This window comes from Paenibacillus sp. BK720 (genome assembly GCF_011761545.1).
Classification (GTDB): Bacteria; Bacillota; Bacilli; order Paenibacillales; family Paenibacillaceae; genus Pristimantibacillus.
In genome coordinates, this window is record NZ_JAASRQ010000001.1 from 1,170,561 (window position 1) to 1,196,052 (window position 25,492).

Here is a 25,492-nt window from a genome sequence, read left to right on the forward strand (position 1 = left end):
GGACGTCATACGGTGAATAAAGGGAACATACACTTTATCAACTGGACAAGAAGGGAGAGTGTTCCATGCGTTCGCCAGCTTTTCAAGACGCGGTTAAAAACCAGCTGACCTTGTATGTATTTGTCGCCGTATTGTTTGTGGTAGGAGCCATATTCGGCGGGCTGATGGTCAACGCTTTGACATTGGAGCAGCAGCAGGATTTGGCGGCGGATGTGAATCAATATATCAGGCTGGTGAATGACGGCGTGTCGCCCGATGCGTCGCAGTCGTTCTGGGACAGCTTTATATTTCATGGCAAATGGCTGTTTTTGTTATGGTTTCTAGGCATATCGGTGGTGGGGATTCCTTTTGTGCTGGCGCTGGATTTCTTGAAAGGAGCGCTGGTCGGCTTTGCGGTAGGCTCCTTAATCTCCCAGCATGCCTGGAAAGGCGTATTGTTCTCGCTCGCCTCCGTTGCTCCGCCGAATCTGATCGTAGTGCCGGCCATAATGATCACCAGCGTTGCGGCCATTACCTTTTCAACCTATGTCATCAAGAATCGCCTGCTCCAGCAAAAAGGGACTTTAGCCCCGCAAGTTGCGTCGTTTACGTCTACCGCCTTGCTTATGCTGCTGCTTTTGGCCGGAGCATCCCTGCTGGAAGCGTATCTTTCGCCTTACTTCATGCAATGGGCGGCTCCTTATCTGACAGGGGCTGAAACAGCCGTCTAACGGCAAAATGTTTGACTTTATGAATGGTTAACCCCTATAATGAAAGCAAACGTTTTCTGATGTTGGCGCAGACATGTGGTAGGGGGGAAATCATGGAAGCCCGGATTGAAAAGATAAAACAACAGTTGCAGTCGCAGGGCTACAAATTAACCCCGCAGCGTGAAGCAACCGTTCGCGTATTGCTTGAGAACGAAGACGATCACTTAAGCGCCGAGGATGTATTCATGCTCGTAAAGGACAAGGCCCCGGAAATCGGACTCGCTACGGTATACCGTACGCTCGAATTGCTGAGCGAAATGCATGTAGTCGAGAAACTTAATTTTGGCGACGGCGTTGCCCGTTACGACCTTCGTACGGACAGCAGCAAGCACCACCATCATCATCTGATTTGCGTACAGTGCGGCGCAATGGACGAGATTAAGGAAGACTGGCTTCTTCCGCTGGAGGAACGGTTAGAGCAGGAATACGGCTTTACCGTTATCGACCATCGTCTTGACTTCCAGGGCGTATGTCACCGTTGCAATGCGAATAATGACAAAACAAATGAATAAACGGCTTTGCTGCCCAGCGTATCTGGACGGCAAAGCCGTTTTGGCGTTTTATTGGGGCGGTCTTATTACCGTCAAATTCGATCCAGCTGCAGGAGTCCCGCGCCCTGCTCGTTCTCGGACTCGGAAGGCAGCGGCATCGCCCGGCTCTTAAGCTGCTCCGACACCTGGGCTGGGCTAAGTCCCGCCTGCTTGGATAACAGGAGAGCAACGCCGCCGGCAGCATGCGGGGCGGACATGCTGGTTCCGGACAGGGTCATGTATCCGCCATTCAACCATGTGGATTTGATCTGCTCGCCTGGCGCAGCCAGATCGATGCCCGAACCGCGGCTGCTAAAGCCCGTTACTTTATCCGACATATCGGTAGCGGCGATAGCCATCGTCTCGGGAAAAGAGGCGGGGGCGTCAATCATGCCGTTATCCTCCGTTCCGGAGTTGCCGGCAGAGGCGACAATAACAATACCTTGCTTATAGGCTTTTGCAATAACATCCCTGAGCGCGCGGCTGACGGTTGAACCAACCAGGCCAAAGCTCATGTTGATCACATCCATCTTATTGCGGATGCACCAGTCAACGCCGGCTATGATGCTGGATACGAATCCGCCGCCCCGGCTGTCCAAGGCTTTAACGGCATAGAGCTCGACATCGGGGGCCACTCCTTTGATCCCGTCCAGGCCTCTGGCCGCGGTTATTCCGGCAACATGGGTGCCGTGGCCGTTATCATCCGCGTAGCTTCCGCCCCGAATCGTATTGACTCCCCCGGCAATTTGCAAATTGGGATGCGCTGCAATTCCCGTATCAATAATGGCGACCTTTATCTTTCCGCCGGTTGTCCGCGGCCAAGCTTCATGGGCTTTGACGCGGCATATATTCCATGTCAGCTCGGGCGGGCAGGCCGCCATCGCATGGACCGTTGTTTTGCTTCTTCCCGCTGCCTTATGCTTCTTGAATAGATGTACCCGGATTCGGACATCGCTCTCGACCCTTTTTACTTCCGGGTGTCTCGCAATGGGCTTCCAAGGGCGGCGCTTGTCGAAATGGCAGCCGATCGTTCGGAGGGCCGGCATCCGTTTGTAAGGCTTTATCCCTTTCATTCGTAATCTTCTGAGACATTTTTTATAGGAGCGACCCGTTTTGAAGGTAATTAGTTTGCGAACGGTATTTCTGGATGGGACACGCTTTGAGCTTGTAAACAGCAGCTTTTCCAGCTTTGGCATATACATTCTCCTATTCGTTCTATATATAGACCGTCAAAGCCAATGAAAACGTGCTTGTTCATTGTATGGAGCGCCAGCCGCGTTCGTTATGGTCACCTGTACGGAATAACAGCACATATTTTTCGATCGGGCTGGAAAAGGTACGCTTATGGGCTAACATTTGTCCCTAAAGTTTCATACAACATAGTAGATAGTGCGCCATATTCCAGGAGGGGAAGCTAATGATTATCGGCGTTCCGAAGGAAATCAAATCGAGCGAGTACCGTGTTGCGCTTACCCCGGCGGGCGTAACCATGCTGAAGGCGGCAGGCCATAAGGTGATTGTGGAGACGAGAGCCGGCGAAGGAAGCGGATTCGAGGATCGGGATTACGAGTTGGAAGGCGCGGAGATTCGAGGAGAGGCATCGGAGGTATGGAAAGAAGCGGATATGATCATGAAGGTCAAAGAGCCGCTTAAGGAGGAGTTTTCCTACTTCCGCGAAGGACTGATCTTATTTACGTATTTGCATCTTGCCGCGGCTCCCGAGCTTACCCGTGCATTGATGGACAGCGGGGTAACGGGGATAGCGTACGAGACGATCCAACTCGCAAACGGAAGCCTGCCCCTGTTGACGCCAATGAGCGAAGTGGCGGGACGCATGGCCGTACAGGTGGGCTCGCAGTTTCTTGAAGCGTTTAATGGCGGCAGAGGTGTGTTGTTGGGAGGCGTACCCGGGGTGCCGCCAGCCGAGGTTGTTATTATCGGCGGCGGAATCGTAGGTACAAACGCAGCGAAGATAGCACTCGGCATGGGCGCGAACGTTGTTGTCTTGGAGAAAAGCACCGACCGCATGAGATACCTGGATGATGTGTTTGGAGGCCGGCTTCGTACGCTTATGTCGAGTCCCTATAATATTGCGGATGCCGTCGGAAAAGCGGATTTACTCATTGGAGCGGTACTGATACCGGGAGCAAAAGCGCCGCATCTGGTTACGGAAACGATGGTGCAATCCATGAAAAAAGGCTCGGTAATTGTGGATGTGGCTGTTGACCAGGGCGGGTCGATTGCAACCGTTGATCGTCCAACCACGCACAAGGATCCCATTTATATGAAGCATGGCGTGGTCCATTACGCGGTTGCCAATATACCGGGTGCCGTTCCGCGTACGTCTACTTTTGCTTTAACGAATGTTACGATGCCGTATGCCCTTGATCTTGCAAGTCGAGGGTGGGAGGCCATTAGAGCCAGCGTGCCTCTGCAGAAAGGGGTTAACACCTACCGGGGCACTGTCACTTATGAACCGGTCGCAGCGGCATCAGGACTTCCTTACACTCCGCTTCAACGATGGCTGGACAGCATCGCTTTCGACAATCTTGAGCCTTAACTTTAGGCGAATCTGGGCGTTATTCAAGGTATAACCATTAGGCCTCTCTCATAGATTGTTACGGATGGACAACCGTAAAAATAAAGGAGGAAGGCAGATGGTCCTCTCCCTGCGCAGATGGTTAAGCCGAATCTTGTTTGTTGTGATATTCACCTTGTTGCTTTTGATCGTGACGGGCAGCTATCGCTGGCTGGTTGACGTGATTGCGCCCGTCCACCCTTATAGAGAGCCTAAAGGCGCTGCGTTGAAAGTTTTCCAGGCCGATGCGGAAAAGGGAAGCATCGCGGATCGGCTGAGGTGGTTTTATTGGTATGGGGAATGATATAACCTGGTATAAAATAAAAGTGGTAAAGCAGGATTTGAACGGCCGGTTGTGGAATAGTGGAATAGCAGGATAACTTGCCCGCAGACAAGGTCCATAGCCCTATGGCCCTGATCATCCTTCTGGACGAAAGGAACCGGCATGAAAGCTCAAGTAGAATCCTTTATTCAATATTTAATGAACGAGCGCGCCTTATCCAGCAGTACGCTGGAGTCTTACGGACGCGACTTGCAAGGCTTGCTCGACTATCTGGAACAGCAATCGATCGCGAATGTGGCCGACGTTCACCGTCACCATTTGTCGCATTATTTACTGCGTCTGAAAGAGAGCGGACGCAAGACTTCGACGGTATCCCGGCATATTGCGTCCATTCGCGCTTTTTTTCATTATTTGGCGGTAAACGGTTATATACAGCTTAATCCCGCCATCTACATAGAGTCCCCCAAGCAGGAAAAGAAAGAACCTAGCGTGCTGTCGATCGAGAACGCAGGCCGGCTTCTTGAGACTCCTCAGCCGGTTACGGCTGCCGGGAAGCGGGACAAAGCGATGCTGGAGCTTCTGTATGCCACAGGGATTCGGGTGTCCGAGCTAATTTCGTTAAACGTGGACAGCGTGAATTCGCAGTTAAACATCATTCGTTGCGTGGGCAGCGGGATGAAGGAGCGGATTATCCCGTTTGGAAGAATGGCCGCATCCGCCCTTGACGATTATTTGCAGAATGGCAGAGCGGAGCTGCTTAGGCAGTCGGAGGACGAGCCTGCTTTGTTCCTCAATCAGCTTGGCACGCGGATGACTCGCCAGGGCTTCTGGAAGATGGTCAAAAAGTACGCGAAGGAAGCGGGAATCTCCGAAGAGATTACACCGCATACGCTGCGGCATTCGTTTGCGGCGCATCTGCTGGAGAACGGGGCTGATCTCCGGGCCGTCCAGGAGCTGCTCGGTCATGCGGATATTTCGACCACCCAGCGGTATACGAAGGTCTCCAAGGTAAAAATGAAGGATGTATATTCGAATGCCCATCCCCGGGCATAGCTGCAACCAAGAGTAAGAATTGCAACCAAAAAGCGCGTTGCAATTCTTAGGCTTACGCTTACGAAGTAAGAATTGCAACCAAAAGCATGTTGCAATTCTTTTAGGAGGATCCCAATGAAATTTGATCGTATTGCAGTAATTGTATTAGACAGCGTCGGCATCGGCGAATTGCCGGATGCGCCGTCCTTTGGGGACAGCGGGTCCCATACGCTTGGCCACATCATTGAACGCGTGCCGTCGATCGAGCTTCCGAACCTGCGTCGCTGGGGACTTGACCGGATCGCGGATCTGGCGGATTGGAAGCCGGAAGGGGAAGCGGCAGCTTATTACGGCAAAATGGCCGAGGTCTCGGTTGGCAAGGACACCATGACCGGCCATTGGGAGCTGATGGGGCTTAAGATTACCGTTCCGTTCCAGACATTCCCTGAAGGCTTTCCGGCCGAACTGATCCAGGCGTTCGAGGAACGCACCGGCCGCAAGGTGATCGGCAACAAGCCGGCAAGCGGCACCGAGATCTTGGATGAGCTGGGCGCGGAGCAGATGGAGACTGGGGCATGGATCGTTTATACGTCCGCCGACAGCGTGTTCCAGATTGCGGCTCACGAGGAAATTATTCCGTTAGAGGAGCTGTACCGCGGCTGCGAAATCGCCCGAGAACTGACAATGGACGAGCGGTTTGCCGTGGGACGCGTTATAGCGCGGCCTTATGTCGGATCCCCCGGCGCTTTCAAGCGTACGCCGAACCGTCACGATTATGCGGTAAAACCGCCCGAGGCAACCGTTCTGAACCTGTTGAAGGATAACGGACTAGATACTATCGCCATCGGCAAGATTAACGATATTTTTGACGGCGAAGGCATTACGGCGACTACGTCGACGAAAAGCAACGCCGACGGGATTGCGCGTACGATTGAAGCGTTGAAACAACCGTTCAAAGGCCTGCTCTTCACCAATCTTGTTGATTTTGATTCCCTCTATGGACACCGGCGCGATCCGGAGGGTTACGCGAAAGCGCTGGAGGAGTTTGACCTGGCGGTTCCGGAGCTCGAGAGCACGCTTGGGGAACGCGATCTTCTCATCGTAACGGCCGATCACGGCAATGACCCGGTCCATCCGGGAACCGACCATACGCGCGAATACGTACCGATTCTGCTGTACAGCCCGGCATTTGCAACTCCGGAGCGGCTTGACACAAGAGCCACCTTCTCGGATCTTGGCGCGACAATCGCCGACAATTTCGGCGTGCCGACACCGCCAAACGGCGCAAGCTTCTTAAGCTTGCTGAAGACAAAAGAGTAACAAGGATACAGAGGAGGAACAAACGATGAGTTCAACTACAATGACAGCAGCACAGATTAAAGAGGCCGCTTCCTATATCGCCGGCAAAGTACAGGTTCAACCGGAGATTGGCCTTATTATGGGATCCGGCCTTGGCGTGCTTGGCGACCATATCGAAAACCCGGTTACGATCGATTACAGCGACATTCCGCATTTCCCGGTATCTACGGTTGAAGGCCATGCGGGAGAGCTTGTAGTAGGCACCTTATCCGGCAGAGCGGTAGTGCTTATGCGCGGCAGATTCCATATGTACGAAGGTTACGGACCGGAGCTGACGGCATTCCCTGTACGTGTCATGAAGGCGCTTGGCGTTACGGCCCTGCTCGTCACAAATGCCGCAGGCGGCGTGAATCTCGATTACGAGGCCGGCAACCTGATGCTGATTTCCGATCATCTGAACATGACGGGCAAAAACCCGTTGATCGGTCCAAACGACAATGAGCTTGGCGTAAGATTCCCGGATATGTCCGAGGCATACAGCAAGCGTCTGCGCGCCATTGCCCGCGAAACGGCGGCCAAGCAAGGCCTCAAGCTGCAGGAAGGCGTCTATGCCGGTTTGCTTGGTCCAACATACGAGACGCCTGCCGAGATTCGCATGCTGCGCGTATTGGGTGCAGATGCCGTCGGCATGTCGACTGTTGCCGAAGTCATTGCCGCCCGCCATTCCGGCATTGAAGTGCTCGGTATTTCCTGTATCAGCAATATGGCGGCAGGGGTGCTGGATCAGCCATTGTCGCATGACGAAGTCATGGAAACGACGGAGCGCGTAAAAGCTGAATTTTTGGCGCTGGTAAAAGAAGTTATCCGACTTTTTTAGTAGATCTTTGTAATAAAAATGTAACAATTGGCTCGACGGAATATGACAGTATTTGATGGCGGGGTCGTCGTATAATGTCCATGATTATGGGATGATGGAGTGGAGAAACGTGGACAAGCTATTACTCGTCGAAATCGAGCAGCTTAGAGGGAAAATGGTTGAAAAAGCAATGAAAAAGAAAACATTTGTACATCGTGAGGTGCTCCAGCTGAGTCAAATGCTGGACGAACTGATCGTTCGGCAACAAATGCTGCGAGCGCATTCTCATAAATGACTGCGCGGCAGAAACGGAGTGAATAACATGCGAGCAGTAGATCTAATACAAAAGAAGCGGGACGGCGGAGAGCTGACTGCAAAAGAATTGACGTTTCTGGTGGACGGCTATTGCGATGGAGACATTCCGGATTATCAGATGTCGGCTTGGGCGATGGCGGTACTCTTTCGGGGAATGACGCCGGCCGAGACAGCGGCACTTACGCTTGCCATGGCGAATTCGGGAGACCAGGTAGACCTGGCTCCGATCGCGGGAGTGAAGGTGGACAAGCACAGCACGGGCGGAGTAGGCGACAAGACAACGCTGATTATTGCCCCGCTAGTTGCCTCCGTTGGCGTCCCGGTTGCCAAAATGTCCGGCAGGGGACTTGGCCATACGGGAGGAACGATCGACAAATTGGAATCGATTGCAGGCTTCCAGACGGAGCTGACGAGGGAGAAATTCCTCGAACAAGTGAATGAGCTTGGCTTGTCGGTGATCGGACAAAGCGGAAATCTGGCACCAGCGGACAAAAAGCTGTATGCGCTGCGGGATGTGACGGCTACCGTCGAATCCATTCCGTTAATCGCGAGCTCTGTCATGAGCAAGAAGATCGCGGCCGGCGCGGATGCCATCGTGCTGGACGTGAAGACGGGAAGCGGCGCTTTTATGAAGACCGTTGAGGATTCCGAGAAGCTGGCCCAAGCCATGGTGGAGATCGGCACCAAGGTCGGCCGTCAGACGGCGGCAGTCATCAGCGACATGGATCAGCCGCTTGGCTTCGCTATCGGCAATGCGCTGGAAGTCCGGGAAGCTATTGAAACGCTGCGGGGCAATGGACCGGCGGACCTTACCGAATTATGTCTAACTTTGGGCGCGCATATGGTTGTCCTTGGCGGAAAAGCTTCGACGGTTGCCGAAGCGAAAGACCTGCTGCAAAAGCAGCTGGATAATGGCGAAGCCTTAGCCAAGTTCAAGCAGTTTGTTGAAGCGCAGGGCGGAGACGTTTCGGTCGTGGATGATGTTAATCGGTTGCCGCAAGCTGCGGTGCAAATAGAGGTTAAAGCCGCTTCCGCAGGGTTTATCGCCGCGATTGATGCGGAAGAGCTTGGAATCGCCGCGATGCTGCTGGGAGCCGGACGGGCAACGAAGGAAGCGACTATCGATTATTCTGTTGGGATTACCATCCGCAAGAAGGTTGGAGATGCGGTAAGCGAAGGCGACACGCTCGCCGTGCTTCACGTGCGCGCCCAGGATTCTGCCGTGGAAGAAGTCATAGCTAAAGTCCGCGAAGCTTACGCGGTAGCGGCAGGGAAGCCCGATGAGCGACCGCTTCTTTTGTCCGTTGTTACGGCGGAAGGAACGCAGCGTTATTAGTTCCGTTCTTAAAGGGGCCGTCTCAAAAGAGAGTTAGCTGAATGAAGAACGGCTGGTTAGGTAAAATTGATGAAAAAAGCGGTGCAGCGGCTTATCCCTGCATCGCTTTTTTGTCGTTTTGGCTCCTTGTTTTTGCGTGGAATAATTTTCATGAAAGAGGTCAAGACTGGAGAAGACAATATAGCCCAATTGCGGTGTTAAAACGTTTCGACAAGAACCGCATCATCTTTGAAGGAGACCTGCACATGAAAAAAGTTTGTACGAAGCTGTTCATCCTATTCGCTGCATTTGCCCTAACCGCAATGCCAGCTGCTGCTAACGCCAATGCCGTATCCAGCGCGAAAGAGCCCGTTCCCGGCGCTCAAGGCCAGCAGCAAACCGCATCGCTCGATCTAGCACCTTCCGCGCGTTCCGCGGTCCTGATGGACGCTGACAGCGGAACCGTCATTTACGAGAAGGACAGCAACGTCAAGCTTCCTCCGGCGAGCATTACGAAGGTCATGACGATGCTGCTGATCATGGAAGCATTGGACGACGGGAAAATCAAACTGACCGACAAGGTGCCAACTAGCGAGTACGCGGCATCTATGGGCGGTTCCCAAATATTCCTCGAACCCGGTGAAGAAATGACGGTTGACGAGATGCTGAAAGGAATCGCGATGGCTTCGGGCAACGATGCCTCTGTCGCCATGGCGGAAAAGCTTGCGGGAACCGAGCAGCAATTTGTAGTGATGATGAACGAGAAAGCGCAGCAGCTTGGCTTGAAAAACACGCATTTTGCCAACTGCAACGGGCTGCCTGCGGCTGATCACTATACTTCCGCTCATGATATCGCCGTGATGTCGCGCGAGCTGCTGAAGCATTCCGAGATTACGAAATATACCGGGTCCTACCAGGATTATTTGCGCAAGTCATCGGAGAAACCGTTCTGGCTCGTGAACACGAACAAGCTTGTACGGTTCTACAGCGGAGCCGACGGTCTTAAGACAGGCTTCACGAATGAAGCGAAGTTCTGCTTAACGGCAACGGCCAAACGCGACAACCTGCGAGTGATCGCGGTCGTGATGGGCGAGCCAAACACCAAAACGAGAAATGCCGAAGTATCGCAGATGCTGGACTTCACGTTCGCGCAATACACGACCCATCCGATCTTCAAAGAAGGGGATACGATGGGAACGATCAAGGTCGAGAAGGGCGCAGTGCGGGAAATGCCGCTCGTTGCGAAGCATCCTTACAGCATTCTGCTCAAAAAAGGAGCGGCTTCTCAGGATATCCGTTACGAGCTGCAGATCGATCAACCGCTTAAAGCGCCGGTTGCGATCGGACAATCCATCGGCAAGCTAGTCGTATACCAGGGCGACCAGGTTGTGAAGGAGTTCCCGGTAGACGCGCCGCAGTCGATTGATAAAGCGGGTTGGTTCAAGCTGCTTAAACGTTCCTTCGGCGGGCTTTTCTCTTAGCGCATTTTGTCAGCTTCTAGCGCTTCTCTTCTAGTTTTGTCGCCGTGCAGGAAACCTGGGGATTCGCGGAGAAATCGTAGTGCGATCCAATAGCGAAGCCCAAAGGAGTTGAACGGCGACAATGAGTCTGCAAGCAGAACTGGAGCATTACCGTAATGTATTGATCGTGCGTCTCCGCGGAGAACTTGACCATCATACGGCGGATATTGTCCGCAATAAGATGGAGGCGGAGATCATAAGAGGGGAAAGCCACCACATTATTCTAAGCCTGAAGGATCTGCAGTTTATGGACAGCTCCGGATTAGGCGTCATTTTGGGCAGATACAAGCAGATTCGCAGCAAAGGCGGCAAGATGGTCGTATGCGACGTGAACCCGAGTGTCTACCGCCTGTTTGAAATGTCGGGCTTGTTTAAGATAATGAGCATTTACGACAATGAAAGAATGGCGATTTCTAGTCTGGAGGTGGTCTCGTAATGGGACGCAACGAAATGACCTTATCCTTTAGCGCCCGGTCGGAAAATGAGGCTTTTGCCCGTATTGCGGTGGCATCTTTCGTATCGCAGCTGGACCCGACGCTTGAAGAGCTGAACGATTTGAAGACGGCTGTATCTGAAGCGGTTACGAATTCGATTATTCACGGATACGACAGCGACCCTGCCGGCAAGGTAAACATCGAAGCGTCTATCGACGGGGACGTAGTATCGATTGCGATTTGGGATAATGGCAAGGGGATCGAGGATTTGGAACTGGCGCGTCAGCCGCTTTTTACCTCCAAGCCGGAAATGGAACGTTCGGGCATGGGCTTTACGATTATGGAAAATTTCATGGACCGTTTTGATGTGACGAGTGAATTGGGCCAAGGTACGCGGGTATCGATGCTTAAGCGTATTGAATCGAAAAAAGCGCTGTATAACTAGCGTATAGGGGTTGAACCTCATGGATGTCGATTTGAAGCAAACGGCTCAGCCGTATTTGGATGATGCGGAAGTCAAGCGCTTGATAGCGTTAAGTCAATCCGGCGATACGCTCGCCCGGGATACGCTTGTTCAATGTAACATAAGATTGGTTTGGTCAGTCGTACAGCGGTTTATCAACCGTGGATACGAGCCGGAGGATTTGTTCCAAATCGGGTGTATCGGGCTGCTGAAGTCCGTCGATAAATTCGACCTGTCCTATGACGTGAAGTTCTCTACCTATGCGGTGCCGATGATTATCGGCGAGATTCAGCGCTTTTTGCGTGATGACGGTACGCTGAAGGTCAGTCGTTCACTCAAGGAGACGGCGAATAAGGTTCGGAAAATGAAGGATGAGCTGTCCAAGACGCTTGGCCGTCTGCCGACGGTCAGCGAAGTGGCGGATCGGCTTGGCATTACGCCGGAGGATGTGGTCTTCGCGCAGGAAGCGAACAAGCCGCCGACTTCCATTCACGAAACCGTATTCGAGAACGACGGCGATCCCATTACTCTCATGGATCAAATTGCGGACGACTCTCAGGAGCGCTGGTTCGACAAGCTTGCCTTGATCGAGGCGATTGAGGGCTTAAGCGAACGCGAGCGCCTGATCGTATACTTACGTTACTATAGGGATAAAACCCAATCCGAAGTCGCCAGCCGCTTGGGGATATCGCAGGTTCAGGTGTCGAGGTTGGAGAAGAAAATTTTGCAGTCCATACGCGAACAAATTGCCCAATGAAATGGAAATTTGTTCGTCGTAAATACGCGAACAAATTGCCCAATGCGCTCCTCATTTTGCTGAGGAGCGCATAAAGACCAAATGGCCGCCGCCTTTTCAAGGTGCCGCGAAGCCATTTGGTTTTTTCTTTTTTGTATCGCTCAAGCGGACAACTTTGTCTCCATGCTCCTGAAGCTTGCCTTCAAACGCGGTTTTATTCCGTTCAAAATCGCTCGTCCACTTGAGCATCATGCGGAGCATATAAAAATCAGGCTTGTAATGACTAGTCTCCAGGCCAAGCTTTTGTTTAGCGAAGCGGGAAAATATCCTCCATAGGCGCACCAAAATCGGTGTATCCACAAAAATAATCGTCTCTGCCAACTTGTACAGGTATTGGTAGGAATCCCGGTCCGTTCCCTCCAATATCCATGCTCCGTTACGGTCGATGTCCATAATCACCTCAAGCTGCTCTTCTGCCGTCCGCTTTGCTCTTCCCGTTTCAGTATGTTGATGAACAATAGCATCAAGCTCATACCAGGGAATATGAAGCTGCTCGGACAATTGCTTGGCAAGCGTCGTTTTGCCGCTGGCTACGATGCCGACAATAAATATTTTGTTCATTCCTTGTTTTTCCCCAAGCTGTTCAGAAAACGTTTAGCCTCGCCCGGCGATTTGAGGATCACGACTTTCTTTTCCCCGGACAATTGCTGAAGTTTGCTCATGATTTCAGGTCTCCTTGTATTCGGGTATTCCCATATCCACTTCAAAAATGGCAAATCGATTTTTTCCTTGCATCCGGGTCCCATATCCGGCCTGGTTTTGTTCCGGTATCGAATGGATCTTTTGACTGCGCGGTATAGGCATAACAGTCTCGGGAAATCGAGAAAAATGATCGTATCGGCGGCATTTAGCCGGATATCGAGCGTTCCTCCGTAATTTCCGTCGATGATCCAATCCTCACGTTTGACCAGCTCGTTTTGGACGATCATTTGCTCCTGCCGCGGTACGACTACCCAATTGGGCTTCCAGAATAACGCATCCAGGTGAGTTACCTCCCGGTTAAGCGCTTGGCCAAGCTTTCGGGCCATGGTGGACTTGCCCGCTCCGCCCGATCCTATGATGACAATCCGTTTCATTGCGTCCTCCCGAAGTTGTTTATGCTCTTTACTAATTCCATCCGGCGAACGCTATTCCTTGCGGCAGTTTCAATTTATTACCTTTATAAGCATGACTATCCGCTATCTCCTTTTCTCATACTAACAGGGAAGTAAACCCTTAACGGGAACAAAGGAATGATGACAGATGGACGCAACTGAGCCATCCGCCCTCTATCTGCGACTTAAGAAGAAAGTAAGTATACGGCCGGAGCGCAGCGTAACGCTGGGACAGGTGTCCAGGCTGCTGGCGCCAAACGAGAAGCTGGAGCAAGAGCTTAACGAGCTTGTGCTGTACCGCCATCATAAAGGGGACGGGAACCGGGTTGTCATTGACCTGCTTCAGATCGTGCGGGTTGTGAGGGAGGCGGCGCCGGGACTGTCCGTGGAAGCCTACGGCGATCCGCAGGTACTTATCATGATATCCCCCAAACCCCAGAAGCCGCGTATTGTTGTGCTTGTGTTCGCATGGCTTTTGCTCTTTTTCGGAGCGGGACTTGCGATTATGAATTTCCACACGGATGTCAGCATGAAGGAGGTTCATATCCGGATTGTCGAGCTCCTGACCGGCAAGCGGACCGATCATCCTTTATGGTTCCAGATCCCGTATTCGATCGGAATCGGCCTAGGCATGATTCTGTTCTTTAACCATCTCTTCAAGAAGCGTTTCAACGAAGAGCCCAACCCTCTCGAGGTGGAGCTGTATACGTATCAGGAAAATGTAAATGCCTACGTTATTGCGGACGAAATGCGCAAAAAAAACCGGCAGCACGGAGAGCGGGGCGATGACGATGGGTGATTGGCTGATGCACTTGTTCGTGATGCTGCTCGGACTCTCAGGAGGTCTTGCCGTCGGCAGCGGACTTGTCGCGTTTCTGATCATTCTCGATCTGATCCCTAGGCTCGCCCAGATCGCTTACGCCTATCGCGTGTCCATATGGTTCGAGACGGCTGTCATTTGCGGTTCAATGTATTGGACCTTTGCCGATTTCATGGATTGGCGATTGACGCTGCCGAAGGCTTTTATTCTGACCGTTTCCGGTCTGATGACCGGTATGTTCGTCGGCATGCTGGCAGGAGCTTTGACGGAGGTTATGAACGTGCTGCCGATTCTTGCGAAGCGAATGAATCTGTCCGATTATCTGGTGGGTCTTGTAATGGCAATGGTGCTTGGCAAAACACTGGGCTCTTTGTTCGATTGGCTGTATTTCCAGTGGTAGCAAGTAAAACAGACACGAAAGGACGATGACGATGACGGATCGGGAGAAGGACCGGGAACAAAATAACGGGAAGCCCCCGTTTATGTACATACCGGAAGCGCAAAAAAAAGAGGAGCAGGGAATGGCAATCCCGACTCCTCCTTTTGAATTAACGGGTCGCACGGTCAAGCATGGCCAGACTCTCGCGGGACATGAGAAAGCCGACGGCAAGGATGATGCGATTCCTGCCAGTCTGGACGAGGTTTTCGAGCGGCTGGAGAACGAAGTGGGGTATAAGGTAAGCTTCGATATCGTGGTGCGCGAAATGACGTTTGGGGAAAGGCGCGTCGCTTTTTTCTACATGAATGGCCTCGCCAAGGATACAATCCTGACCGAAGTTCTCAAACGGCTCACATATTTGCAGCCAGACGACGTTTCGGGCGACGCCTTTCATAATTTCCTTCATTTGTATGTGCCTGCCGCGCAGGTGGAAAAGAAGGATAAATGGAATGAGATGCTGACCTTCGTCTTATCAGGCGCCACAGCGATGTTTATTGACAAAGAACCGCATGCGATCATTATCGATGCGAAGGCTTTCCCGGCGCGCAATCCGGAGGAACCGACGCTTGAACGCGTTGTGCGCGGCAGCCGCGACGGCTTTGTGGAAACCATGATGATGAACGTCTCGCTTGTCCGCAGACGCCTCCGCGATCCGCAGCTCCGTTATGAGCTTGTCAGGGTTGGGGAACGCACGCAATCCGATATTTGCATTGCCTATATCAATGATCTGGCCGATCCGGAGCTGGTCAAATCGATCAAGGACAAAATCGAACTCGTGCATATAGACGGGCTGCCGCTAGCGGATAAGCAGTTGGAAGAAGCGACCGTGCAAAGGGGTTGGAATCCCTTTCCGCTTGTGAGATACTCGGAACGTCCCGATGTAGTCGCCGCCCATCTGCTGGAAGGCTCCGTGGTCGTGTTTGTGGACACTTCGCCAAGCGCCATGATATTGCCGACTACCTTTTTTGATCTAATCCAGCACGCGGAGGAGAACCGGCAGACTCCGTTTATCGGAACCTACCTGCGGTGGGTTCGTTTTCTCGGGATTTTCTCCTCGTTGTTCCTGCTGCCTTTATGGCTCCTGTTCGTGGTTCATCCCGAGCTGAAGCCTCAGGCTCTAGCCTTCCTGGGGCCGGAAAAAGTCGGCAAGCTACCGCTGATCGTGCAGTTTCTGATCGTGGAGGTCGGCGTTGATCTCATGAGGCTCGCTTCGGTGCATACGCCGTCAACGCTGGCAACCGCCGTCTCCCTCGTTGCGGCCATCATGGTTGGCGATATAGCGGTCAAAACCGGGCTGTTCATCAATGAAGTTATTCTCTACATGGCTATTGCCGCCGTGGGGATGTTCGCTACGCCAAGCTATGAGCTTGGGCTTGCCAACCGGATTGTCAGGCTTGTGCTGATCATTGCTGTCACCCTGTTTAACGCTCCGGGGTTTATTATCGCAACAACCGCGATTCTGATGATGCTGTGCATGCAGCGTTCGTTCAACCGTCCGTATATGTGGCCGTTTATTCCGTTTGATTACAGAGCGATGTGGAACATCATCGTAAGGAAGCCGGTGCTCAAAAACCGGACTCGTCCCAACCTTCTCCGCCCGCAGCAAAGCGACAAAATGCCGCGTACCGATTAGAGGCCAAGAAATACAAATCAAATGTGAATTTATCCATTTCTCTCAAGGTTAGATTGCGATATACTGTGGCTATTGGTACAAATCGCAATCAACTTCTATTACGTCCTGTAGTAGATATCTGAGGGGGAACATCATTCGTGTACTTACATGGCACAAGCAAAATTAATGCCCGAGGACATTTGGAGATTGGCGGAGTTGATGTAACGGATCTGGCGAAGGAATACGGCACGCCGCTCTACATCGTCGACGAGACGCTTATTCGTCAACGGGCAAATGAATACGTATCCGCATTTAAGGAATCCGGCCTGAAATTCCAGGTTGCCTACGCAAGCAAAGCATTCTCGGTTATGGCCATGTGCGCGATTGCCGATCAAGAGGGCTTGTCGCTCGACGTTGTGTCCGACGGGGAGCTGTATACGGCTTTGCAGGCAGGATTTCCGGCAGCCCGCATCCATTTCCACGGCAACAACAAAACGCCGGACGAAATCAACATGGCGCTTGATGCCAATATCGGATGCTTCGTCGTAGACAACTTTGTCGAGCTGTACCTGTTAAATGCGCTAGCCGCAAACAAGGGCAAAAAAGTTAAAATTCTGTTCCGGATTACGCCGGGCGTGGAAGCTCATACGCATGAATATATTTCGACCGGCCAGGAAGACTCGAAGTTTGGCTTTGACCTTGGCAACGGTGCCGCGAAGCAGGCCATCCGTGAAGCGCTCGAGCTCTCGAATCTCGAAATTTTGGGCGTGCATTCCCATATTGGCTCCCAAATTTTCGAAGTTGACGGCTTCCGCATGGCAGTGGATAAAGTTGTGGCTTTCGCCGTTCAAATCCGCGACGAGCTTGGGCTTACCTTCAAGGTCATTAACCTTGGCGGCGGCTTCGGCATCCGTTATGTGGAAGGCGACACTCCGCTTCCGGTAGCCCAATACGTGGCTGCCATTACCGACGCGGTGATTTCGAATTTCTCGGCCGCTAGCTTCCCGCTGCCCGAAATTTGGGTTGAGCCGGGCCGCAGCATCGTCGGCGACGCAGGCACAACGCTGTACACCGTTGGCACAATGAAAGATATTCCGGGCGTACGCAAATATATCGCGGTGGACGGCGGCATGATGGATAACCCTCGTCCGGCGCTGTATCAATCGCGTTACGAAGCGATTTTGGCGAACCGCGCGAACGAAGCGGCTACGGAAACCGTTACGATCGCAGGCAAAGCATGCGAAAGCGGCGACAAGCTTATTATCGACCTTGAGCTGCCGAAAGCGGAAACGGGCGACTTGCTCGCCGTCTCCTGCACGGGCGCTTATAACTACTCGATGGCGAGCAACTACAACCGTTTCCGCCGTCCTGCCGTTGTCTTCGTGAAAGACGGCCAATCCGACCTCGTTGTGCAGCGCGAATCGCTCGAAAATATCGTCGGCAACGACGTAATTCCGGCTAGACTTCTCAAATCGCTTGCTAAGTGAGGGAGATTTTTGGTAACGTAGTCTTATTCGGACATAGAAAGGTAGATGTTAGACATGGCTAAACAAGCAAAAATCACACTTGAGAACGGCGCAGAGGTTATTCTCGATCTGTTCGACCAAGATGCTCCAAATACGGTAGCAAACTTCGAAAAGCTTGCAAACGAAGGCTTCTATAACGGCGTGGTATTCCACCGCGTTATTCCAGGTTTCGTTGCGCAAGGCGGCTGCCCTAACGGCACAGGCACTGGCGGTCCCGGCTACACCATCAATTGCGAGATCAACCCGAACAAGCATGAACGCGGTACGCTCGCAATGGCACACGCAGGCCGCAACACAGGCGGAAGCCAGTTCTACATCTGCTATCAACCACAGCCGCATCTTGACGGCCAACATACCGTATTTGGCAAAGTTGCTAAAGGCATGGAGCATGTTGACGCGTTCAAAGGACGCGATAAAATGCAAAAGGTTGAAGTTTACGAAGTTTAATGTTAAGATACTAACAAATTTATAGTTTGTGGCTTACCTTCGGGGCAGGGTGAAAATCCCAACCGGCGGTGATCGAGCGGCGCTAGCACAACAGGAATCACCTGCGTGCGGCGCTTACTCGTCAGTCCGTGACCCGGGCCGTCCCGCGCAAGAGCGATTCATCGCATTGCGAGGGAAGGAACGGTGGACCTGGTGCAATTCCGGGACCGACAGTATAGTCTGGATGGGAGAAGGAGACACATTCGATGCGTTTGCGCATAAGCGTTCATGCTTATTTTTCTTGTGCTTATTTTCACAAGTTGAATGGGTTTGTTTGAAATATAAGAAAAGTATAGGTTGTTTATATTTTTTATACTGGACTTGTATTTCATCCGCGAAACGCTTGCGGTTCTCTATGGGGGCCGCAATGCCGTTTGCGTGTGAACAGTTTCTTTTTGCAGGCATGGAATGGTTATTTTTCCCACCCCCGTTGGCTAAGCTGGCTAATGGGGGTGTTTTTGCATTTATGGAAATTTTAAACGATTCGTATTATATGAGTCTTGCTCTTGAGCTCGCGGCTAAAGCCTCCGGGCAGACCGGCATTAATCCGGTTGTGGGCTGCGTAGTCGTGAAGGATGGACGAATTATTGGCGTTGGCACCCATCTTAAACGGGGAACGGGTCACGCCGAGGTGCACGCGCTTCAGATGGCCGGCGACGATGCGGAAGGGGCGACGGTGTACGTCACGCTTGAGCCGTGCAGCCATTACGGCAAAACGCCGCCTTGCTGCGAACGCATTATCAATGCGAAGGCCGCCCGCGTCGTGGTGGCAACCACGGATCCGAATCCGCAGGTTGCGGGCAGAGGGATTGCTCGTCTCCGGGAGGAAGGCATCGAGGTCGAGGTTGGTTTGCTTGAAGAGCAATCCCGGAGCATGAACGAGAAATTCAACAAGTACATTACGACCCGGCTGCCTTTCGTCACGCTGAAGACGGCTAGCACGCTGGATGGAAAAATCGCCTCCCATACCGGAGACAGCCGCTGGATTACCGGGTCGGCCGCCCGCGAACAAGTGCATACGCTGCGCCATCAGCATGAGGCGATCATGGTGGGCATCGGTACGTTGCTGGCGGATGATCCTCAGCTGACGACCCGAGCGGCCGTTCCCGCGATTCATCCGGTTCGGATTATCGTGGACAGTCAGCTTCGCCTGCCGCTGGACGCTAGAGTCGTGACGGACGGCTTGTCCCGCACGATCGTACTCGCTTCCGCGAAGGCCGATCCGGCTCGCGAGAAGGTGCTGACCGAAGCCGGCGTTGAAGTCATCCGCTGCGGCGACGGGAAGCAGGTTGACCTGGCTGAAGCGATGCGCAAGCTTGGCGAGCTGGAGATTGGTTCGATTCTCCTGGAAGGCGGCGGCAAGCTGAACGGTGCCATGCTGGAGGCCGGATTAATCGATAAGATAATGATCTACATGGCAACCAAGATTATCGGCGGCTTTGACTCCCCCGGCACCTTTACGTTCGCCGGGTTCGAGAAAATGTCGCAAGCCATTGAACTTGACCATGTGAAGGTAGAGATGGCGGGAGAAGATATTTGCATATCCGGAAATCCGGTATACGGTAATGAATAGATTGGGGGAGTGCCCGTGTTTACCGGCCTGATTGAGGAAGTTGGCACTTTAAGACGGGTTAAGAAACAAGGCGAGGCGATGGTTCTGACGGTGGAAGCATCAAAGGTTACGGAAGGGGTTGCCCTCGGCGACAGCATTTCCGTTAACGGCGTATGCTTAACCGTGATCGCCTTCGACCGCACGTCGTTTGATGCGGATGTCATGCCGGAGACCTACCGGAAGTCCAATCTGCATCAGCTCCGGCCGGGTCAGGACGTGAATCTGGAGCGCGCGATGATGGCCGGCGGCCGGTTCGGCGGACACATCGTGCAGGGGCATGTCGACGGAGTTGGCATCATCACCGGACGCGAGACGGATGCGAATGCGGTTGTTTTCGCCATTCGGCTGTCTGACGACGAGATGATGCGTTATGTCATTCCGAAGGGCTCTATAACGATTGACGGGATCAGCTTAACGGTGGTTGGCACCCATGCCGCTGGCTTTTCGGTATCGGTCATCCCGCATACTTTGGGGGAAACCGCGCTGATGAACAAGAAAGCCGGCGATTCTGTCAATATCGAATGCGACGTCATCGGCAAATACGTCGATCATCTGCTGCATTACAAGCCTGCGGGCAGATCAGGCTCTGCCGGGCATACAGAGTCTAAGCTTAGCGCAGCCTTTTTGAGCGAGAACGGTTTTTTATAATACAAGGGTAACCGGATAGCAGGGAGGGAAATTGATGAATAGACAAGAGCTGGAACTGCAAGAAAATGTGTTTGACTCGATGGCGGCCGCCCTGGAGGATTTGAAGGCCGGCAAGCCGATTATCGTGGTGGATGACGAGGACCGCGAGAACGAGGGGGACTTGATCGCCCTGGCGGAGACCGCGTCACCCGAAGTTATCAATTTCATGATAACCGAAGCCCGCGGCCTGGTGTGCGTCCCGATCACGCGGGAGCGCGCCGAGCAGCTTGATCTGCCGCCGATGGTTCAGCACAACACGGACTATCACGGAACGGCTTTTACGGTATCGGTGGATCACGTGTCCACTACGACAGGGATCTCGGCCTATGAACGCTCGCAGACAGTCAAAGCATTGATTGATCCGGCGACGAAGGCAACGGATTTCCGCAAGCCGGGGCATATCTTCCCGCTGGTTGCGAAGGATGGCGGCGTCATTCGCCGCGCCGGTCATACGGAAGCCGGCATCGACCTTGCCCGAATGTGCGGATCGGAGCCTGCGGCAGTCATTTGCGAGATTATTAAAGAGGACGGGACGATGGCCCGCCTTCCCGATCTGATCGCTTTCAAGGAAAAGCATAACCTGAAGCTGATCACGATCCAAGGAATGATTGCTTACCGCAACGCCATGGAGAAGCTTGTTGACCGCATCGTGGAGGTCGACATGCCGACGGACTTCGGTCACTTCCGGGCGATTGCCTTCTCGAACCAGGCTGACGGCAAAGAGCATATCGCGTTCGTTAAAGGTAAGATAGACGGGGAGAAGCCGGTTCTGGTTCGCGTGCATTCGGAATGCCTGACCGGGGATGTTTTCCATTCGCATCGCTGTCAATGCGGTCCGCAGCTGCAATCGGCGCTTGAGCGAATCAATGAGGAAGGCAGCGGCATTCTTCTCTATATGCGTCAGGACAGTCAAGGGCTTGTTAACAAGCTGAAGACTTACGCCCGCATCGATCAAGGGGCGGACAAGGAAGAGGCCAAGCCAAAGATGGATCTTCGCGATTACGGCGTAGGAGCGCAAATTTTGCGAGACCTTGGCGTCCGCCAGATGCGATTGCTTACGAATAACCCCCGCAAGATCAGAGGCCTCGAGGGCCATGGAATCGAAATCGTGGAACGGGTACCGATTGAAATTCGCGAAAGCGGCAAGAAGTAATCAAGCCAAATAAAAATTTGACCTTACAAACCAGGAGGGCTTAACATGCCAAACGTATTTGAAGCAAGCGTAGTATCGGAAGGACTTCGATTTGGAGTAGTTGTAGGACGTTTTAACGAGTTTATTTCGGGGAAGCTGCTGAGCGGTGCGCTTGACGGCTTCAAACGCCACGGCGCGCAAGACAACGATGTGGATATCGCTTGGGTGCCGGGCGCCTTTGAAATTCCGCTTATCGCGCAAAAAATGGCGGAAAGCGGAAAGTACGACGCCGTTATTACGCTTGGCGCCGTTATCCGGGGATCAACTCCGCACTTTGACTACGTGTGCAACGAAGCGGCAAAAGGCGTAGCCGCAATCGCTCTGAAAACAGGCGTGCCAACGATTTTTGGCGTTCTGACGGTGGATTCGATCGAGCAAGCCATTGAGCGCGCGGGCACAAAAGCGGGAAATAAAGGCTATGAAGCGGCTGTTTCTGCAATAGAGATGGCAAATTTGTCGAAATTACTGCATAATTAGAGTAATCGCTCAAATTATGCTGCGTTACTTGTTATAGGACGTCAGCCATTTGCGCATGGCAGGGGGATCGTAAGAAGTGACGATGCACTACAAGTTGGAATCCTTTGAGGGACCGCTCGATTTGCTGCTTCATCTTATCGATAAGTCAGAAATCGACATCCATGAGGTTTCGATTAGTGAAATAACGGATCAATACATGGATTACTTGAATGCGATGAAGGAATTGGAGCTGGAGCTGACAAGCGAGTTCCTTGTTATGGCGGCAACGCTGCTGGCCATCAAGAGCAATCAGCTGCTGCCCAAACCTCCCGTATTCGAGGACTTCTATGAAGAATGGCCGGATGACGGCCTTGATCCGAGGGACGAGCTTATTCAGAAGCTGGTCGAATATCGTAAATTCAAGCAAATTGCAGAGCAGCTTCGGGAGAAGGAGCTGGAGCGCAGCCTTATCTATTCCCGCGAGCCGGACGATATGACGCCGTATATGAAAGAAGAGATCGTCAATCCGCTCGAGGGGCTGCATATCTCCGATCTGATTGCCGCATTCCAGCGGGCGCTGCGCCGAGCCGCGCGACGCAACATTGTGGCAACCGTGCAGAGGGACGAAATCTCGGTTAAGGACCGGATTCGGGACATTGTTGAGGTTCTGAAGCAGTTCGAGACCGTACGGTTTTCCCGTCTGATCCGCGAGAATATGAACAAGCATGAGGTTGTTGTGACGTTCCTTGCCATTCTGGAGCTGATGAAGATGAAACATATTCGCTGCTTCCAGCATCAGCTGTTTGATGACATCGTCATTCATTGGAGAGGAGAAGCGGCGGACCATGGATTATCCGAAGTTGAAATCGATTATTGAAGGCCTGTTGTTTATGGCAGGCGACGAAGGACTAAACAAACGGCAGCTGGCCGATATTTTGCAGCTTGACGCCGATCTGGCGGCCGATCTTGTGTATGACCTTCACAGGGATTTGGCTCGCGAGCAGCGCGGGGTGCAGGTAACGGAGGTAGCCGGAGCTTACCGGATGACCACCAATCCGGATCACGCCGCTTACTTTGAACGGATGGCGTATACGCCGACGCGTTCCCAGCTGTCGCAGGCTGCCCTCGAGACCTTGTCCATTGTGGCATACCGCCAACCGATTACCCGCATCGACATTGAGGAGATCCGGGGCGTCAAGAGCGACCGGGCGATTCAATCGCTTGTGTCAAAGGACTTAATTGAAGAGGTCGGACGGGCCGAAGCGATCGGCAGACCGATTTTGTACGGAACAACGAAATCATTCCTCGATTATTTTGGTTTGCCGAATATCAAAGCTTTGCCTGAGCCTAAACAAGTCGATATCGAAGAGGCGCTCGAGGAACAGACGCAAATGCTGTTCGAGCGTTTGGGCGAACGCCAGACGACGATTGACGAGTTTATTCCGGTTCATGACGATCAGGAATAACTCGACATTCCGATTTTTCTAAAGAATGGTCTAAGTGTTGAACAATTGGTCCGTTATTTCCCGCAGAAGCGGGATAACGGACCTTTTTACTTTTTTATCTAGTGACAATTCCGTTGAAAGTTGGTTATAATGACGGTTGTTCTTTTTTTATGAATAGGATGAACCTGTTTGTTCAGGGGATTCTAGCTGTAACGTCATACGATGGATAGCAGGAGGTAATACCACTGATTGAGCTTCTGGACATAAGAAAAACTTACGGGAATAGCATTGAAGCAGTTAAAAATATAAGCCTGACCATTCATAAAGGTGAAATATTCGGCATTATCGGACATTCCGGGGCAGGCAAAAGCACCTTGCTCCGCTGCGTGAATTTGCTGGAGCGCCCGACTTCGGGGACGGTGAAGGTAGGCGAAGTGGAGCTGACCCGGCTGTCGTCCACGCAGCTGCAGAAGGAACGCCGTAGAATCGGAATGATTTTTCAGCATTTTAATCTCTTGACGATGGCGACGGTACGCGATAATGTCGCGTTCCCGCTAGAGCTTGCGAAGATGCCGAGGGCGGCAGTCAAGGAACGGGTCGACGAGCTGCTGAAGCTGGTCGGGCTGGAGCAGCACGCGGATAAATATCCGGCGCAGCTTTCCGGCGGTCAGAAGCAGCGCGTGGGGATCGCCAGAGCGCTGGCGAACAATCCGGATGTGCTGCTATGCGACGAGGCTACCTCGGCGCTTGATCCGCAGACGACAAACGCGATTCTGTCGCTTCTGATGGACATTAATCAAAAGCTGGGCATTACGATTCTGCTGATTACGCACGAGATGCACGTTATCCGCGCGATTTGCGACCGCGTTGCCGTTATCGACGGCGGCGAGATCGTCGAGATGGGGGATGTCTTGGATGTCTTCCTGAAGCCGCAGCATCCGATTACGAAGGATTTTGTCAGCCAAATCGCGGATTCCTTCGATCCGCGGGAGCTTATCAACACGAGAAGCGGGCGTCTTATCAAAATCAATTACGTTGGCCAGATTACGTACGAGCCGCTGCTGTTTAACGCGGTCAAATCTACCTCCGTTGAATTTACGATCCTGCAAGGAACCGTCTCCCGCATGAAGAATACGCCTTACGGACAGTTGGTTATCGAGTTTATCGGCGATAACGGAGAGATTGACAGGGTGCTTGACGAGCTGCGGGCGAAAGGGCTGGAAGTAGGTGATTTGAAATGATGCTGAAGCAGAACATTGACTGGAGCCAAGTGCGCTGGGAGGATATTTGGCCCGCAACCAAGGATACTTTGACGATGATTGGCGCTTCGCTGTTATTCACCGTCATTCTCGGTTTGTTAATCGGGATTATCCTTTTCCTGACCTCCCGAAAGCAGCTGCTTGAACAGCCTGTCGTGTACGGCTTGCTATCGCTTGTTGTTAATATCCTGCGGTCGGTACCGTTTGTTATCCTGATGATTCTGATCATGCCGTTTACGAAGGTGCTGACCGGTACGACGCTAGGCGTACAAGGCACGATTCCGCCGCTTGTCGTTGCGGCAGCGCCGTTTTTCGCCAGATTGGTGGAAACATCTCTCCGCGAGGTGGATAAGGGCGTTATCGAGGCCGCGCAGGCGATGGGCGCTTCCAGATGGGATATCGTCAGACGCGTCCTGCTGCTTGAAGCAAGACCGGGCTTGCTGGCCGGAATTACGATTACGGCGGTTACGCTTGTATCTTATACGGCGATGGCAGGCGTGATTGGCGGCGGCGGTCTAGGTGACCTGGCCTTGCGTTATGGTTATCAAAGATTCCAGCTGAGCGTTATGATCGTTACGGTTTTAATGCTTATTATTTTGGTTCAACTCCTGCAGATGGCAGGCGACCATTTGGTTCGCCGGTTTAGCCGGAAGTAAGGTGGACATCATAGAAGCAACATACAGAAGATGGAGGA

The 25,492-nt window shown here is 52.7% G+C and carries 29 protein-coding genes and 1 riboswitch; of the genes, 26 read left to right on the forward strand and 3 right to left on the reverse strand.

Annotated features, from left to right (window positions below; genetic code table 11):
• Positions 1–65 precede the first annotated feature (65 nt).
• Complete coding sequence (spoIIM, locus tag FHT67_RS05160) at positions 66–710, forward strand: stage II sporulation protein M (RefSeq protein ID WP_167196186.1); 645 nt, start codon at positions 66–68, stop codon at positions 708–710.
• Between the two features lie 92 nt (positions 711–802).
• Complete coding sequence (fur, locus tag FHT67_RS05165; protein ID WP_132304562.1) at positions 803–1,261, forward strand: ferric iron uptake transcriptional regulator; 459 nt, start codon at positions 803–805, stop codon at positions 1,259–1,261.
• A 71-nt stretch (positions 1,262–1,332) separates the two neighbouring features.
• Here fur and FHT67_RS05170 read toward each other — a convergent pair whose 3' ends face one another.
• Positions 1,333–2,352, reverse strand: coding sequence for a S8 family peptidase (locus FHT67_RS05170; RefSeq protein WP_167196190.1), 1,020 nt, complete (start codon positions 2,350–2,352; stop codon positions 1,333–1,335).
• 344 nt (positions 2,353–2,696) lie between these two features.
• Between FHT67_RS05170 and ald the strand changes: the two genes are divergently transcribed.
• The 11 genes from ald (at position 2,697) to sigF (ending at position 12,131) form a co-directional block, all read left to right on the forward strand.
• Positions 2,697–3,839 carry an alanine dehydrogenase gene (gene ald, locus FHT67_RS05175; RefSeq protein WP_132304566.1) on the forward strand — a complete coding sequence of 381 codons (1,143 nt, stop codon included), beginning with the start codon at positions 2,697–2,699 and terminating at the stop codon, positions 3,837–3,839.
• A gap of 64 nt (positions 3,840–3,903) precedes the next feature.
• Positions 3,904–4,161, forward strand: coding sequence for a YqzK family protein (locus FHT67_RS05180; RefSeq protein ID WP_243866900.1), 258 nt, complete (start codon positions 3,904–3,906; stop codon positions 4,159–4,161).
• 141 nt (positions 4,162–4,302) lie between these two features.
• Complete coding sequence (gene xerD, locus FHT67_RS05185; RefSeq protein WP_167196196.1) at positions 4,303–5,193, forward strand: site-specific tyrosine recombinase XerD; 891 nt, start codon at positions 4,303–4,305, stop codon at positions 5,191–5,193.
• A gap of 114 nt (positions 5,194–5,307) precedes the next feature.
• Positions 5,308–6,492, forward strand: coding sequence for a phosphopentomutase (deoB, locus tag FHT67_RS05190; RefSeq protein WP_167196199.1), 1,185 nt, complete (start codon positions 5,308–5,310; stop codon positions 6,490–6,492).
• A gap of 25 nt (positions 6,493–6,517) precedes the next feature.
• Positions 6,518–7,348, forward strand: a complete 831-nt coding sequence (locus FHT67_RS05195) for a purine-nucleoside phosphorylase (protein WP_207918102.1) — start codon at positions 6,518–6,520, stop codon at positions 7,346–7,348.
• A 109-nt stretch (positions 7,349–7,457) separates the two neighbouring features.
• Complete coding sequence (locus FHT67_RS05200; RefSeq protein WP_015843935.1) at positions 7,458–7,622, forward strand: aspartyl-phosphate phosphatase Spo0E family protein; 165 nt, start codon at positions 7,458–7,460, stop codon at positions 7,620–7,622.
• Between the two features lie 27 nt (positions 7,623–7,649).
• Positions 7,650–8,978: a pyrimidine-nucleoside phosphorylase gene (locus tag FHT67_RS05205; RefSeq protein WP_167196202.1), complete on the forward strand. Its 1,329-nt coding sequence runs from the start codon at positions 7,650–7,652 to the stop codon at positions 8,976–8,978.
• Positions 8,979–9,223: 245 nt separating this feature from the next.
• Complete coding sequence (locus tag FHT67_RS05210; protein WP_167196205.1) at positions 9,224–10,438, forward strand: D-alanyl-D-alanine carboxypeptidase family protein; 1,215 nt, start codon at positions 9,224–9,226, stop codon at positions 10,436–10,438.
• Between the two features lie 121 nt (positions 10,439–10,559).
• Complete coding sequence (gene spoIIAA / locus FHT67_RS05215) at positions 10,560–10,913, forward strand: anti-sigma F factor antagonist (protein ID WP_132304578.1); 354 nt, start codon at positions 10,560–10,562, stop codon at positions 10,911–10,913.
• A complete protein-coding gene (gene spoIIAB, locus FHT67_RS05220) occupies positions 10,913–11,356 on the forward strand; it encodes an anti-sigma F factor (protein WP_132304580.1) in 444 nt (147 codons plus the stop codon). The genes spoIIAA and spoIIAB overlap by 1 nt, the downstream gene beginning before the upstream one ends.
• A 19-nt stretch (positions 11,357–11,375) precedes the next feature.
• Complete coding sequence (sigF, locus tag FHT67_RS05225) at positions 11,376–12,131, forward strand: RNA polymerase sporulation sigma factor SigF (RefSeq protein ID WP_132304582.1); 756 nt, start codon at positions 11,376–11,378, stop codon at positions 12,129–12,131.
• 96 nt (positions 12,132–12,227) lie between these two features.
• Here the strand turns inward: sigF and FHT67_RS05230 are convergent, their stop codons facing one another.
• Together FHT67_RS05230 and FHT67_RS05235 are read right to left on the reverse strand one after the other, a co-directional pair.
• On the reverse strand, positions 12,228–12,731 hold the full coding sequence (locus FHT67_RS05230; RefSeq protein WP_167196208.1) for a P-loop NTPase family protein: 504 nt from the start codon (positions 12,729–12,731) through the stop codon (positions 12,228–12,230).
• Positions 12,728–13,246: a DNA topology modulation protein gene (locus FHT67_RS05235; RefSeq protein ID WP_167196211.1), complete on the reverse strand. Its 519-nt coding sequence runs from the start codon at positions 13,244–13,246 to the stop codon at positions 12,728–12,730. Before FHT67_RS05235 ends, FHT67_RS05230 begins: the two co-directional genes overlap by 4 nt.
• Positions 13,247–13,412: 166 nt before the next feature.
• On the opposite strand from FHT67_RS05235, the gene FHT67_RS05240 reads away from it, so the two are divergent.
• The 13 genes from FHT67_RS05240 (at position 13,413) to FHT67_RS05300 (ending at position 25,454) form a co-directional block, all read left to right on the forward strand.
• The gene (locus FHT67_RS05240; RefSeq protein ID WP_167196216.1) at positions 13,413–14,063 is read left to right on the forward strand and encodes a stage V sporulation protein AA; all 651 of its coding nucleotides are present in this window, start codon (positions 13,413–13,415) and stop codon (positions 14,061–14,063) included.
• Positions 14,050–14,484, forward strand: a complete 435-nt coding sequence (locus FHT67_RS05245; RefSeq protein WP_167196219.1) for a stage V sporulation protein AB — start codon at positions 14,050–14,052, stop codon at positions 14,482–14,484. Before FHT67_RS05240 ends, FHT67_RS05245 begins: the two co-directional genes overlap by 14 nt.
• A gap of 31 nt (positions 14,485–14,515) precedes the next feature.
• Positions 14,516–16,156, forward strand: a complete 1,641-nt coding sequence (locus FHT67_RS05250; protein ID WP_167196222.1) for a spore germination protein — start codon at positions 14,516–14,518, stop codon at positions 16,154–16,156.
• 137 nt (positions 16,157–16,293) lie between these two features.
• Positions 16,294–17,622 (forward strand): diaminopimelate decarboxylase, encoded by a 1,329-nt coding sequence (gene lysA / locus FHT67_RS05255; protein ID WP_167196225.1) that lies wholly within the window; start codon positions 16,294–16,296, stop codon positions 17,620–17,622.
• Positions 17,623–17,676: 54 nt separating this feature from the next.
• Positions 17,677–18,108 (forward strand): peptidylprolyl isomerase, encoded by a 432-nt coding sequence (locus FHT67_RS05260; RefSeq protein ID WP_127494281.1) that lies wholly within the window; start codon positions 17,677–17,679, stop codon positions 18,106–18,108.
• 31 nt (positions 18,109–18,139) lie between these two features.
• Positions 18,140–18,347, forward strand: a riboswitch (FMN riboswitch).
• A 266-nt stretch (positions 18,348–18,613) separates the two neighbouring features.
• The gene (gene ribD, locus FHT67_RS05265; protein WP_167196228.1) at positions 18,614–19,720 is read left to right on the forward strand and encodes a bifunctional diaminohydroxyphosphoribosylaminopyrimidine deaminase/5-amino-6-(5-phosphoribosylamino)uracil reductase RibD; all 1,107 of its coding nucleotides are present in this window, start codon (positions 18,614–18,616) and stop codon (positions 19,718–19,720) included.
• Positions 19,721–19,735: 15 nt separating this feature from the next.
• Complete coding sequence (gene ribE, locus FHT67_RS05270; RefSeq protein WP_167196231.1) at positions 19,736–20,407, forward strand: riboflavin synthase; 672 nt, start codon at positions 19,736–19,738, stop codon at positions 20,405–20,407.
• 34 nt (positions 20,408–20,441) lie between these two features.
• Positions 20,442–21,599: a 3,4-dihydroxy-2-butanone-4-phosphate synthase gene (ribB, locus tag FHT67_RS05275; RefSeq protein WP_167196234.1), complete on the forward strand. Its 1,158-nt coding sequence runs from the start codon at positions 20,442–20,444 to the stop codon at positions 21,597–21,599.
• 45 nt (positions 21,600–21,644) lie between these two features.
• Positions 21,645–22,115 (forward strand): 6,7-dimethyl-8-ribityllumazine synthase, encoded by a 471-nt coding sequence (gene ribH / locus FHT67_RS05280; protein WP_015843951.1) that lies wholly within the window; start codon positions 21,645–21,647, stop codon positions 22,113–22,115.
• A gap of 76 nt (positions 22,116–22,191) precedes the next feature.
• Positions 22,192–22,971, forward strand: coding sequence for a segregation and condensation protein A (locus FHT67_RS05285; protein WP_132304602.1), 780 nt, complete (start codon positions 22,192–22,194; stop codon positions 22,969–22,971).
• Positions 22,940–23,560, forward strand: coding sequence for an SMC-Scp complex subunit ScpB (scpB, locus tag FHT67_RS05290; protein WP_132304604.1), 621 nt, complete (start codon positions 22,940–22,942; stop codon positions 23,558–23,560). The genes FHT67_RS05285 and scpB overlap by 32 nt, the downstream gene beginning before the upstream one ends.
• A 224-nt stretch (positions 23,561–23,784) precedes the next feature.
• Positions 23,785–24,780: a methionine ABC transporter ATP-binding protein gene (locus tag FHT67_RS05295; protein ID WP_167196866.1), complete on the forward strand. Its 996-nt coding sequence runs from the start codon at positions 23,785–23,787 to the stop codon at positions 24,778–24,780.
• Positions 24,777–25,454 carry a methionine ABC transporter permease gene (locus FHT67_RS05300; protein WP_132304608.1) on the forward strand — a complete coding sequence of 226 codons (678 nt, stop codon included), beginning with the start codon at positions 24,777–24,779 and terminating at the stop codon, positions 25,452–25,454. The genes FHT67_RS05295 and FHT67_RS05300 overlap by 4 nt, the downstream gene beginning before the upstream one ends.
• The last annotated feature ends 38 nt before the right edge of the window (positions 25,455–25,492 follow it).